At 32.1% G+C, this 12,748-nt stretch carries 11 protein-coding genes; 5 read left to right on the forward strand and 6 right to left on the reverse strand.

Annotated features, from left to right (window positions below; all coding sequences use genetic code 11):
- Positions 1 to 179: 179 nt before the first annotated feature.
- A complete protein-coding gene (locus LPB87_RS10930) occupies positions 180 to 2,615 on the reverse strand; it encodes a YfhO family protein (protein WP_230727911.1) in 2,436 nt (811 codons plus the stop codon).
- Between the two features lie 48 nt (positions 2,616 to 2,663).
- A complete protein-coding gene (locus LPB87_RS10935) occupies positions 2,664 to 2,957 on the reverse strand; it encodes a DUF4834 family protein (protein WP_129537764.1) in 294 nt (97 codons plus the stop codon).
- Between the two features lie 123 nt (positions 2,958 to 3,080).
- On the opposite strand from LPB87_RS10935, the gene LPB87_RS10940 reads away from it, so the two are divergent.
- Positions 3,081 to 4,064 (forward strand): transporter, encoded by a 984-nt coding sequence (locus LPB87_RS10940; protein WP_129537763.1) that lies wholly within the window; start codon positions 3,081 to 3,083, stop codon positions 4,062 to 4,064.
- 68 nt (positions 4,065 to 4,132) lie between these two features.
- Entirely contained in the window at positions 4,133 to 5,251 is a 1,119-nt protein-coding gene (locus tag LPB87_RS10945; protein WP_230727912.1) for a GTP cyclohydrolase, read from the forward strand.
- A 51-nt stretch (positions 5,252 to 5,302) separates the two neighbouring features.
- Here the strand turns inward: LPB87_RS10945 and LPB87_RS10950 are convergent, their stop codons facing one another.
- Together LPB87_RS10950 and LPB87_RS10955 are read right to left on the reverse strand one after the other, a co-directional pair.
- Positions 5,303 to 5,770: a hypothetical protein gene (locus tag LPB87_RS10950; protein ID WP_230727913.1), complete on the reverse strand. Its 468-nt coding sequence runs from the start codon at positions 5,768 to 5,770 to the stop codon at positions 5,303 to 5,305.
- A gap of 131 nt (positions 5,771 to 5,901) precedes the next feature.
- Complete coding sequence (locus LPB87_RS10955; RefSeq protein WP_129537761.1) at positions 5,902 to 7,164, reverse strand: aminotransferase class I/II-fold pyridoxal phosphate-dependent enzyme; 1,263 nt, start codon at positions 7,162 to 7,164, stop codon at positions 5,902 to 5,904.
- Positions 7,165 to 7,451: 287 nt separating this feature from the next.
- Between LPB87_RS10955 and nirK the strand changes: the two genes are divergently transcribed.
- From nirK to LPB87_RS10970, 3 genes are read left to right on the forward strand one after another with little or no spacing between them, the layout of a single operon-like run.
- Positions 7,452 to 8,900, forward strand: a complete 1,449-nt coding sequence (gene nirK / locus LPB87_RS10960) for a copper-containing nitrite reductase (protein WP_129537760.1) — start codon at positions 7,452 to 7,454, stop codon at positions 8,898 to 8,900.
- Between the two features lie 59 nt (positions 8,901 to 8,959).
- Entirely contained in the window at positions 8,960 to 9,682 is a 723-nt protein-coding gene (locus LPB87_RS10965; RefSeq protein ID WP_230727958.1) for a formylglycine-generating enzyme family protein, read from the forward strand.
- Positions 9,683 to 9,699: 17 nt separating this feature from the next.
- Positions 9,700 to 10,305: an SCO family protein gene (locus tag LPB87_RS10970; protein ID WP_129537758.1), complete on the forward strand. Its 606-nt coding sequence runs from the start codon at positions 9,700 to 9,702 to the stop codon at positions 10,303 to 10,305.
- Between the two features lie 364 nt (positions 10,306 to 10,669).
- Here LPB87_RS10970 and LPB87_RS10975 read toward each other — a convergent pair whose 3' ends face one another.
- The gene (locus LPB87_RS10975) at positions 10,670 to 11,905 is read right to left on the reverse strand and encodes a hypothetical protein (protein ID WP_230727914.1); all 1,236 of its coding nucleotides are present in this window, start codon (positions 11,903 to 11,905) and stop codon (positions 10,670 to 10,672) included.
- A gap of 117 nt (positions 11,906 to 12,022) precedes the next feature.
- Complete coding sequence (ric, locus tag LPB87_RS10980) at positions 12,023 to 12,745, reverse strand: iron-sulfur cluster repair di-iron protein (RefSeq protein ID WP_129537757.1); 723 nt, start codon at positions 12,743 to 12,745, stop codon at positions 12,023 to 12,025.
- Positions 12,746 to 12,748 lie beyond the last annotated feature (3 nt).

Consider the following 12,748-nt stretch of genomic DNA (forward strand, 5'->3'; position numbering starts at 1 on the left):
TTATATTTAGTTTCCATACTTGACAAACTAAAATATTCTCCTTGGCTTTCTTCATAAAAGTCATCATAACCCATTATATAAATAGAACAGAAAATGAATATTGCTACATCTAGAAATACAAGAAGAAATACTTTAAAAACCTTCAAAATCATCATTGTCAAGCTAAGACAAAAATCAGATTACTTCACGCTAATCGATTTTTTTCTTTCAAAATAAATACCTCCTATTAAAAGAACCAACATACCTATTGAACTAAAAAGTGCAATCATGCTACCCGTTTTAACAACTTCTGGTTCAAATTTAAATTCAATTGTATGTTTACCTCCAGGAACTTCTAGAGCTCTTAAAACATAATCTACTGGAAAATGATCTGTAAGTTTACCATCGATATAAGCATTCCATCCTTTTTCATAATATATTTCAGAGAATACCGCTAAACCATCATTCAAATTATCTGATGTGTATTTGAGATAATTTGGCTTGTAAACTTCTAATTTAATAGTTCCGTTTGGATCCCATTTTTTCTTTAAACGAGCGCTTTTAAATTTAGCTCCATGGTCATGAATATTAAAGACTGCTACATTTTTAGTATCCAAATGATCTAAGATTTTCATTTCAGCATCGGCTGTATTCACTAATTTTACATCTCTAACAAACCAAGCATTACCATTAGCATCTGGATTTATCGTTGGAAATTCTTGTCCTTCTTTATTAACTTGAATAACATATTTAACATTAAGCATATTAAGAACTTCTAAGTTGTTTTTAGAAATCTGATAATCAAACAACTGTTGCATTCTTCTTGGTCTTACAGCACTATATCCTCCTATAGCTTTATGGAAATAAGAAGTTCTACCTTGTAATTGTCCTTGAACATCAAACACACGGTAAACAGAAGTATCTTTTAATATTTGAGTATTTGTTGGTGTTTCCTGAAAAGGAGCTGCTATTTGCACGGGGCTAACAAAATCTTTAGCCGAAACATATCTTTTATCAACAAAGAATAAATCAAAAATCATCAAGATCCCAACTATAATAAGTGCAGTGTTTTGAGCAAATTTATTTTTGATAAACAGCCATAAAATTCCAAAAGTAACTGCAATAAAGAATCCTGAACGTAGTAAATCTGCTGAGTATAAACTTCTTCTATCTTCTTTAAGGGCATCAACAAAATCAGGCCCGTAGCTCTCTAAAAAATAACTATCACTTGCACCTGAGAAATTAAATATTCCTTTACATAAAACCAATATTAATATCACTCCAATACTAAACACCCCTGTTTGAACCAATCCTTTTTGCTGTAACTTAGGATCTATTTCTTTCAACTTAAAGAAAGATTGTAATCCCATAATTGCAAGAACTGGAAAACAAAGCTCTAGGATAACTTGTATCGAAGAAACGGCTCTAAATTTATCATATAATGGAATATAATGGATAAAGAAATCGGTTACTATTGGAAGGTTTTTACCCCAAGAAAGTACCAAAGCAACCATTGCTCCTGAGAAGAAGACGTATTTTATCTTTCTATCATCGATAAACAAAGCTAAAATCGCCAAGAAGAAAACAACAGCACCAATATAAGCTGGTGCAGACACAATAGGTTGATCTCCCCAATAAGTTGGCATTGCCGAAACAAAATCTTGGGCTTGTCCTTCTGGAACGCCTTGCTCAAGCATAAATTCGTACATTCTACTATCAGTACCCACAGGTTCATGACTAGAACCTCCAAAAAGCCTTGGTGCAATCAAGTTAAAGCTTTCGGCAATCCCATAACTATATTCAGTAATATAGTCTGTAGTCATTGAAGCAGTTGTAAGATTTTTAGATCCGTCTGGATTAAATGTCAGTTCGCTTTTATCACGGATACTAAATTTTGCATATTCACTTGTTGCCATTAAATTAGTAGCGTTTGCTCCTAAAGCAAAAATCCCTGCTACTGCCAAAACTCCAAATGAAACTAAAAGCGACTTATACTCTTTTTCTTTAATAAAATTAAAGGCAAAATATCCTGAAAGTATTAATAAGAAAATCAATAAGTAATATGTCATTTGAAAGTGGTTTGCATTTATTTCTAAAGCAACCGCAAACATGGTGAGTAATCCACCGAGAATATATTTTTTCTGAAATACGAGTATAAATCCTGCAATGACCAATGGCATATATGCAATAGCATGCGCCTTGGCGTTGTGACCAACTCCTAATATAATAATTAAATAAGTAGAGAAACCAAAAGCCAATGCTCCTATAAAAGCTTTAAGCGGGTCGATTTTTAAAACCAACAACAAACCATAAAATCCTAAGAAATATAGGAAAAGATAATCTGCTGGACGGGGTAAAAATCGTAAAGCGTCATCTAATTGTCCTACATAATCATGCGGATAATTAGCTCCTAATTGATACGTTGGCATTCCACCAAAAGCCGAGTTTGTCCAATAAGGTTCAGAATGTTCCATTGCTCTGAAATCATTTTGTTCCTTGGCCATTCCGGTATATTGTGCAATATCCGATTGAAAAATCTGTTTTCCTTGTAATACAGGATAAAAATAAATTAAAGAAACGAGTACAAATCCCAATATAACAAGGGCATGCGGATAAAGCTTGTTTATTACTTTCAATTTTGGTAGGTTTGGTTATGGATGAAAATCTATTGTTCGATTACAAATTTAATCTATTTCTTCGTAATCAACGTAATCACCAACTTTTTTGGTTTCACGCGGGTTCTTTGCATTAGCAGTATCATATAACACCTCATCATTTGTTCTGGTTTTTTGCCATGAATTATTTTGTTGTTGCTGTGTATATTGTTGCTGTTGTCTTTGAAAATTCTCTCCTGCTTTATCTACCACTTTTTTCATTAAAAGAGGTAAAAATAATTTTGCCAAGAATCTAAAAATGTAATAAAAAGCAATCATGTAAAAAATCGCTTTTATAAGACCTGAAAAAGATGCTGTTTGCATAATCATATATTTTTTTTCAAAAGTAGCAAATCAATTCTTCAAAATTAAAATATCAATCTTAAATAAATAATAAAATATAGTACATTTGAAATGCGTTATTACTTTTTAACTAAAAAAAATAATATGTTTAAAATCAGAAACTTAATTATTTCCAGCATTCTTTTAACCCCCTATCTTTTTTTCGGTCAACATACCGATGTTATCAATTCTAACCGACCTGGCGAAACTATGTCGGCTTTTTCTGTTGGTAAATCAGTCATTCAAGCCGAAGTTGGTGTTTACGGAATTAACGAAAAGCACGATTTATTAAATTATAAAGCAAATGGTTTCGGAACTGACTTAACCCTTCGTTGGGGGCTTTTTCGTGAACAATTAGAACTTATTGCCGATATACAGTACCAAATGGAAGATTATTCTACTCCATTTGTCAATTACAAAAAAAATGATTTCAAACAGACTGTATTAGGAGCAAAATACCTAATCTACGATCCTTTTAAAAACTATGAGAAAAAGATAAATATTTACAGCTGGAAAGGCAATCAAAGATTCAACTGGCGTCAATTAATTCCAGCAGTTTCCATTTTTGCAGGAGCCAATTTTACTTTTGCTGGAAATCCATATTCTTTTACACAAGAGTCTAGCATTTCTCCAAAAATCATGTTGATTACTCAAAATCACTTGGGTGACGGAAAATGGGTATTTGTAACCAATATTATCGCCGATTACATCACTACTGACTATCCTAGTTATGGATATGTAGTAACACTTACAAGAGGTTTTAATGACAAATGGTCTGGCTTTGTAGAAAATCAAGGCTACAAAAGTGATTTTTACAGTGATTGCATCATAAGAGGTGGCGCTGCCTACTTACTAAATAAAAACATGCAAATCGACGCATCTGTGAGTACGAACTTTAAAGACACTCCTTCTATTTTTTATGGTGGCGTTGGATTTTCTTGGCGTTATGATGCCAAGTATAAAGAGGTTCAAATGAGATTTAAAGACGAAAAAAGCAAAAAGAACAAAAAAGGCAAGAAAAATAAAAAGAGAAAAGAGGATGAAGACTCAATTAAAATAGAGCAAAAACGTAAATCTACTTTTGAATAATAACTACAATTACAAATTAGACAATCTCTCAAAAAAGAGATTTTTAAAAAATATATAATACAATCTTAATGATTACAATACAAGAAGCTAAGACAAAGAAAGAGTTAACCGAGTTTATAAAATTTCCTTTTTCATTATATAAAGACAATAAATATTGGGTTCCGCCAATTATTGCTGATGAATTAGAAACTTTTGATAAAACCAAAAACCCTGCTTTCGAAAATGCTGAGGCTACTTTTTATGTAGCTTTAAGAAACAATAAAATCGTAGGTCGTCTTGCTGCCATAATCAACTGGGATGAAGTAAATGGCCAACAAAAAAAGAAAGTCCGTTTTGGCTGGTTTGATGTTATTGATGATATCGAAGTAACCAAGGCTTTACTTGAAAAAGTATATGAATTAGGCAGAAAAAACAAACTTGAATATATTGAAGGTCCAATGGGATTCTCTAATCTCGATAAAGTTGGTGTTTTAACTGAAGGGTTTGATGAAATGGGAACTATGATTACTTGGTACAATCATCCTTATTACGCAACTCATTTTCAACAATTGGGCTATGTAGTAGAAAAACAATATGATGAGAGTAAATTCCCCTTTGCTAATGTAAAACCTGAATTTTTCGAAAAAGCAAATGAATTGGTTAAGAGAAGATACCAATTAAAACCTCTTAATTTTAAAACTACCAAAGAGGTCATGCCACATGTAGATAAAATGTTTGATTTGTTCAATGAATCTTACGCTTCTTTATCTTCTTTTGTAGCAATATCAGATATACAAAAAGAATACTTCAAGAAAAAATACATCAGTTTTATCAATCCTGAATTTATAAAATTTGTAGAAGACAAAGACCACAACATTATTGCTTTCAGTATTGTAATGCCTTCCTTTTCAGAAGCTTTACAGAAAACAAAAGGGAAATTATTCCCGTTTGGATTCCTTCATTTACTTAAAGCTAAAAAACATAGTAAGGATATGATTTTCTATCTAATTGGCGTTCACCCTGAATATCAAAACAAAGCCGTAACTGCAATTATATTCAATGAGTATTACCATACTTTTAAAGAAAAGGGCATCATTAATTGCTATAGAACTCCCGAATTATCAGATAATGTAGCCATACACAATTTATGGAAACATTTTGATCCTGTAATACACAAGCGAAGAGCTACTTTTCGTAAAGATTTATAAAAAAAAATCCATTCGTTATGCGAATGGATTTTTTTTATCAGTGTTTCAGGGCTATTTACAATCTACTTTTGATAAGGTCATTTTTGAATCAAATTTTAAAAGCTTTTTATCTTTAAAGATCATTTTACCATTTGTTTCTATAAGATCTCCATATCCTTCGATAAAAGTTCCTGCTTTTTTTAGGAAGGCAACTTCTCTTACAGAAGAAACTCCTTCAGATTTGAAATTATAATCAGCGATAAGTGTATCTCCCTTTATGTTTCCGATTATGGTTCCTACGTTTTTATCTTTTTCATAAATTTTATATACTAATTCTCCATTCACTTCATTATGAGAATTTGTATTTAAGGTCATTGCAATTGTATCATTGTTAACCACTAATTCGAAACATTGTTTACCAACAGATTCTTTAACCTCTCCTGATTCAACTGTATTAGGAACAATTTCTTCTGATTCATTCTTTTTACAAGAAACTAATACTAGTGTAAAAATGCTTATTATTGCTATTATTTTTTTCATAATCATTCTGTTTAAAAGTTTGAATGTTAAATATACTACATTAAAAAATTAAACAAAAAAAATCCATTCGCATAACGAATGGATTTCTTTATATAATTCACATGTATCTACAAAATGAATATTGTTTTTAACTATGCATCTACATCAACTGTAGTTCTACTAGCTATTTCTTTATAAGTTCCGTTGATTAATTTCTCACGAATAGCTTCAAAAGCTGTAAGTGTTTCATCGATATCAGCCAAAGTGTGTGAAGCTGTTGGTATCATTCTCAACAAAATAATTCCTTTTGGAATTACTGGATATACTACGATAGAAAGGAAAATACCATAATTTTCTCTTAAATCATTCACCATTACCATTGCTTCTGGAATACTTCCTTCTAAGTAAACTGGTGTAATACAAGTATTTGTATCTCCAATATTAAACCCTTTTTCTCTTAAACCACTTTGTAATGCATTTACATTAACCCATAGTTTATCTTTAATTTCAGATGAATTACGCAACAACTCTAAACGTTTTAACGAACCAAGTGTTTGGATCATTGGCAATGCTTTTGCAAACATTTGAGAACGCAAATTGTATTTTAAATAATCAATAACAGATTTGTCTGCAGCTACAAAAGCTCCAATATTTGCCATAGATTTTGCAAAAGTAGAGAAGTAAACATCAATATCATCTTGAACACCTTGCTCCTCACCTGCTCCAGCTCCTGTTTTACCAAGTGTACCAAAACCGTGTGCATCATCTACCAATAATCTGAAATTGTATTTTTGCTTCATAGCAACAATTTCTTTCAATTTTCCTTGTTGACCACGCATTCCAAACACACCTTCGGTAATAAACAAAATACCTCCACCTGTTTCTTGTGCCATTTTTGTAGCACGTTGCAGGTTTTTCTCCATACTTTCTAAATCATTGTGTTTGTATGTGAAACGTTTACCCATATGCAAACGAACACCGTCAATGATACAAGCATGAGAATCTACATCATATACAATGATATCATTTTTAGTCACTAAAGCATCAATGATAGACACCATACCTTGGTAACCAAAATTTAATAAATAAGCTGATTCTTTCATTACGAAATCTGCCAATTCATTTTCTAATTGTTCGTGATATTTAGTGTGTCCTGACATCATACGAGCTCCCATTGGGTATGCCGCACCAAACTGAATTGCTGCATCTGTATCTGCCTGACGTACTTCTGGATGATTTGCTAAACCTAAATAGTCATTCAAACTCCAGTTTAGGATATCTTTTCCGTGAAATTTCATTCTAGGACCTAACTCACCTTCTAACTTTGGAAAAACGTAATATCCTTCTGCTTGAGAAGCCCATTTTCCTAATGGTCCCTTATTGTTCTGAATTCTTTCGAATAAATCTTTTACCATAAATATATTTTGAAGTAATAATTTTAATTTAAACAGCGTGCAAAAATAATGATTATTATTCTAAAATAGAGTTTCCATTTATTTTTATTGAAAAATATTCTGAATATCAATATTAAAAAAAGAAGCTCTCCTAAAACAACATTTTTAAAAGCACAACTATTAAAATTAAAACATTACAAATTTCTTAAATAAATAATCTGTATTTCATGATTTTTATCATAATAAAAGACAAAACTGTCTTTTATCTTTGTATAAAGATTTTAAACTAAAATAAAACCAAATTTGTTATGAAAAGAAATTACAAAATGCCATTAAAATTAAAAGTATTTTTTTGTGCAATTTTTGCTATGATGCTTTTAGCATCATGCAAAAAAGATAAAAGCTCAACTAATTACACTGACATTACAACCAGTGGAGAAATGGAAGCTGAACTTACAGCACCACCGATGGTACCTAAACCAGTTGGTAATAGAGCTGCTATGAAAGTAAAAATAAATATGGAAATTAAAGAGCAAGAAGGTACTATGACTGATGGTGTAAAATACACTTATTGGACATTTGGTGGCTCTGTTCCAGGGAGTTTTATCAGAACTCGTGTAGGTGACGAAGTCGAATTTCACCTAAAAAATCATCCAGATAATAAGTTACCACACAACATCGACTTACATGCAGTTACAGGCCCAGGTGGTGGAGCAACCTCATCATTAGTAGCTCCTGGCCACGAAAAGACTTTTAACTTCAAAGTAATTAATCCTGGACTATACGTTTATCATTGTGCTACTGCGCCTGTTGGAATGCACATTGCAAATGGAATGTACGGTTTAATTCTTGTGGAGCCTGAAGGTGGACTACCTCCTGTAGATAAAGAATACTACGTTATGCAAGGAGATTTTTACACACAAGGTGAATATGGAGCCAAAGGACTTCAGCCTTTTGACATGAATAAAGCTGTAAAAGAAACTCCTGATTATGTTGTATTTAACGGAAAAGTTGGTTCATTAACTAATGGTGGCGAACTTACTGCAAAAGTTGGTGAAACGGTTCGTTTATTTGTTGGTAACGGTGGTCCTAATCTAGTATCTTCTTTCCATGTCATCGGTGAAATATTTGATAAAGTGCATGTAGAAGGCGGAAGTCTGATTAATGAAAATGTTCAAACGACGCTAATTCCAGCTGGAGGAGCTGCTATAATTGATTTTAAAGTCGAAACACCAGGAGACTTTATCTTGGTTGACCACTCTATTTTTAGAGCATTCAATAAAGGAGCATTAGGAATATTAAAAGTTGAAGGTGCTGAACATAAAAACATTTATTCTGGAACAATTCAAGAAGGTATTTATTTGCCAGAAGGAGGAACTATTCAAAAAATGCCAGATAACGGAGCAACTAAAACAGTAACACCAAAAAGAACAGTAGCTGAGAAAATAAAAATTGGTAAACAAATTTTTGGAACAACATGTTTTGCTTGTCACCAATCTGAAGGACAAGGAATCCCAAGCACTTTCCCTCCTCTAGCAAAATCAGATTATCTAAATTCTGATTCAAAACGAGCAATTAAAACAATCTTGCACGGTTTAAGTGGAGAAATAACAGTAAATGGTAAAAAATATAACAATGTTATGCCAAGTCAAAACTTAACTGATGATGAAATAGCAAATGTTATGACTTATATATACAACAGCTGGGGAAATAACAAAACAGATGTTACTCCCGAAATGGTAAAATCTCTAAGATAACAACGGCCAATATTATGCAAAAAAACACATTTATTATTCTTTTCTTGGCTTACTGGGGAATGTTAGGCGCACAAGAATTGAAAATGGTTCCAATAAAAGAGGGCTCTTTTGTCCCTCTTTATGGAGCTACAGAAAAAACACCTGTCGCAGTAAAATCATTTTACATAGATGTTTATCCTGTTACGAATAGTGAATTCTTGACTTTTATCAAAAAGAATCCAAACTATAGTAAATCTAAAATAAAAGGGATTTTTGCAGACAAAAGCTATCTATCGTATTGGAAAAGTGATTTTGACTTTGGGAATTCGAATCCTAAAGCTCCCGTAACAAACGTTTCTTGGTTTGCTGCCAAAAAATATTGTGAATGCCAAGGCAAACGATTACCTACTATGGATGAATGGGAATATGTTGCTATGGCAGATGAGAAAAAGATTGACGCCAGAACCAAAGCTGAATTTAATAAATACATATTGTCTTGGTACGAGAAGACAAAAACATATGAAAATCCGATTGGAAAGACATTCAAAAATTATTGGGGAGTTTATGATATGCATGGGTTAGTATGGGAATGGACCTCTGACTTTAATAGCATTTTTTTGTCTGGAGAATCTAGAAAAGATAAAAGTAATGACAAAAATCTTTTTTGTGGTGGAGCCTCAGTAAATGCAAGTGACTTAATGGATTATGCAGCTTTTATGCGTTATGCTTTTAGAGGAAGCCTTAAGGCACAATATTCAACAAGAAACCTAGGTTTTAGATGCGCTAGCACAACAAAACTATAATTCTAAATCATTTAAAAATGAAAAAAACAGTAATCGCAATCTTTGTCCTTCTCTTTACATTACAAAGCTGTAAAGATTCTAAGAAGGAAACCAGCGCATTCACCTCAAAAGACAAACCAATTAGCGATTTATCCATTTACAATTTACCTTCTCAATGGACAAATCAAGATGGAAAAGATATTGAATTAAAAAGTTTGAGAGGAAATGTTTTGGTCATGGTAATGATATACACGACCTGCAAAGCGGCTTGTCCTAGACTTGTTGCAGATATGAGAAACATAGAATCTAGATTAAATACAAAAACTAAGAAAAATGTAAAACTCATCTTAGTAAGTATCGACCCTGAAAATGATACTCCCGAAAAACTAAAAGCATTTGCTATCGCCAATAAAATGAACAATGACCCATGGATTTTCTTACGCTCTACGGAGGAAAACACCCGCGAATTTGCCGCTATTCTTGCTGTTAATTACAAAAAAATATCTCCTATAGATTTTTCACACTCTAACATTATAAGTGTTTTTAATCCTGATGGAGAGTTAGTTTACCAACAAGAAGGTTTAGGCGTAAACAATGACAAAACAATTGACAGAATAAATCTGGAAGCCGAAAAAATTAAATAGGTTAATTCAATTCGTAAAAAACAAGAGAAGATTTTAATTAATCGACTCTTGTTTTTTGTTTTATAATATACTAGGAATTAACCGCGAAGTCAGCGAAAAAACTCTCCAATCTTGTCATTTCGAGGAACGAGACTCGAGCGATAGCGAACAGGCGAAGCAAATCTCTATGAGAAACTCCATAATATTTGTCGAGCTACTTGATGAAACCCTTCCTTCGTCAGGGTGACAAGATTATAATTACAATATGTTTTTTTTGCAGATAAATTAACCTTTAATTTCACAAAACTGTAAATCAGTTTTATCCGCACTCCTATATAAGCAAAATTTTAGAGCCCTTTTAATCTGTGATAAAAAAATACAAGCATTATTGAAAGTAAGTATTTTTAGTCTTAATAATTGAAACTGTAATCAAACTTAATCCAACAACAATAAGAATGCTCGTTCCAAAAACCCACCCATAATACCCCAAAAGTGCTCCTTTGCCAAAATAAAGAAATCCTCCTTGAAGAAATAGTAACACTTCTGTCGCTATATATCCCAAAATAAAACATTTTATTCCTGTGCGAAGCAAATAAGATTGATACGAAAGCAACTTATTCTGAATTAATACTCCAAACAAAAAACCTGTTATTACACCTAAAGTTGTTAAATGGATGAAACCAATTATAAAGCTCCGGATTTGGTGTGATACTTCCCCTAAATTAGGAATAAGAACTAATAATTGTATGCAGATTTTCAAGAATAACGAACATAAAGCTAAACCATATACCATTTTAGTCGTTGAGTCTAAATTTACTTTGAACCAAACTATTTGAGGTTTTAGCATTTTATAGAAATAAACAAAAGCAGCCAATTGCAGAACAACTCCAACAGTATTAATCCAACTTAATAAATTGTTTTCGAGATACCAACTCACAGGAAATGCAACAGTTAAGAATGTTGCTACAATGAGTAAAATGAAGAATATTTTAAATGCTTTTTTATCTATTTTATCTTCAAATTGCTTTAAGAACAAAGCCAGAACCGCAAATAAAAACCAGCCGTTAAACTGAAAATGCAGAAAAAACTGAATGGCAATTTGATAAAATGCACTTTGCTTTCCTAACATACTTACTGCAGGTCCTAAGCACCAAACTCCAAAAGTTGAAAAAACCATAAACAGAACTGCTGTGAGTAAAAGTTTATGGTCACTTGTTTTATCCTCAAAACTATCTTTCCAAACCTGCCAACAGAAAACATAACTCAATAAAATATGCATGGTAGAAAACACAATCGAGAACAAAGCATATCCCTGGATAGGAAAAGAAATCATCATACCAATAACTGCAAATTCAGTAATCCAAAATAATTGGTTATAAATTGGTTTTTCCCTTTTTTCTTTTGGAAGATAAAAACGAACAATCAGGACATAAATCATCAAATATGCCCAGCCTAACATGGCTACATGAGAATGTGCATGCAGTAAAAAGCTATAATTTACGTTTAATGGAAACAGATAGAGATATCGCATTAACAACCCCATAAGTGAGGCTATCAAAAAATTAAAGAAGCAACATATAATCCAACTTTTATACGAACCCATTCCAGATAACAATTTCATTTTTATTTAAATTAAAAGTAGTTTAAATCATTACTATTATTAACATTTTATAGTAATAAAAATGCACCGATGTTAATTAATTTACCGGTGCATTTTCTAATTAATATACATTTACTATTAAGAGAATTCTTTCTCTAGGACCATTGCTTTAGGAAACAAAATATTATTCTCTAAATGAATGTGAGTATGTAAATTCTCTTCAAATTCTTTTAGCATTGCAAATGTTACTTTATAAGTGGTGCATCCGTCACTTGGTGCAGTATAATCATTTGTCAAGCTGGCAATTTCGCGAAAGCGTTCCCCTTCAGTATCATGTTCATGCATCATCATTGCAATTGGATTCGATACCGTTCCAAAAGGAGGTTGCATCAAATCCCCATTTGTTTCTTTAGCTTTTATCATTTTTTTTATAAAGGGAAATAACATAAGTTCTTCTTTTTTCATGTGTTGTGCTAATTCGCCTGCGCATTCGGTAAATAGCTCATTTATTTGAAACAACTCAGGATGATTCGCACCGTGAACACTACATAGTTTATTTAAAAATTGCATAATGACAATTGATTTATCCTCTACATAACGGTGGTGTGTTTTTTCTATATACTCTGCCAATAAATCCAATGGCCAAGAGTTAAAATCTATTTTATTGCTATCCTCAGCCAACAATGCGTCTTGAATTTTTTTAAGCAGCTCTTTAGAATCAATTTCCTGTTTTTCGCATACCTCATTAATAGTTCTATTTCCTTTACAGCAAAAATCGATTTTATATTTTGTAAATACTGCTGCTGTTCTATAATCCTCAGCTACAAACGCTCCAATTGTTTTATTTTGTAAACTTTCCATAAT

It is taken from the genome of Flavobacterium sp. EDS, assembly GCF_020991525.1.
Lineage (GTDB): Bacteria > Bacteroidota > Bacteroidia > Flavobacteriales > Flavobacteriaceae > Flavobacterium.

Excerpts from the sequence above, each read along its gene's own strand:
- LPB87_RS10935 (WP_129537764.1), bottom strand. The coding sequence starts at position 2,957 with ATGCAAACAGCATCTTTTTCAGGTCTTATAAAAGCGATTTTTTACATG.
- LPB87_RS10940 (WP_129537763.1), top strand. The coding sequence starts at position 3,081 with ATGTTTAAAATCAGAAACTTAATTATTTCCAGCATTCTTTTAACCCCC.
- LPB87_RS10945 (WP_230727912.1), top strand. The coding sequence starts at position 4,133 with ATGATTACAATACAAGAAGCTAAGACAAAGAAAGAGTTAACCGAGTTT.
- LPB87_RS10950 (WP_230727913.1), bottom strand. The coding sequence starts at position 5,770 with ATGAAAAAAATAATAGCAATAATAAGCATTTTTACACTAGTATTAGTT.
- LPB87_RS10955 (WP_129537761.1), bottom strand. The coding sequence starts at position 7,164 with ATGGTAAAAGATTTATTCGAAAGAATTCAGAACAATAAGGGACCATTA.
- nirK (WP_129537760.1), top strand. The coding sequence starts at position 7,452 with ATGAAAAGAAATTACAAAATGCCATTAAAATTAAAAGTATTTTTTTGT.
- LPB87_RS10965 (WP_230727958.1), top strand. The coding sequence starts at position 8,960 with ATGTTAGGCGCACAAGAATTGAAAATGGTTCCAATAAAAGAGGGCTCT.
- LPB87_RS10970 (WP_129537758.1), top strand. The coding sequence starts at position 9,700 with ATGAAAAAAACAGTAATCGCAATCTTTGTCCTTCTCTTTACATTACAA.
- LPB87_RS10975 (WP_230727914.1), bottom strand. The coding sequence starts at position 11,905 with ATGAAATTGTTATCTGGAATGGGTTCGTATAAAAGTTGGATTATATGT.
- ric (WP_129537757.1), bottom strand. The coding sequence starts at position 12,745 with ATGGAAAGTTTACAAAATAAAACAATTGGAGCGTTTGTAGCTGAGGAT.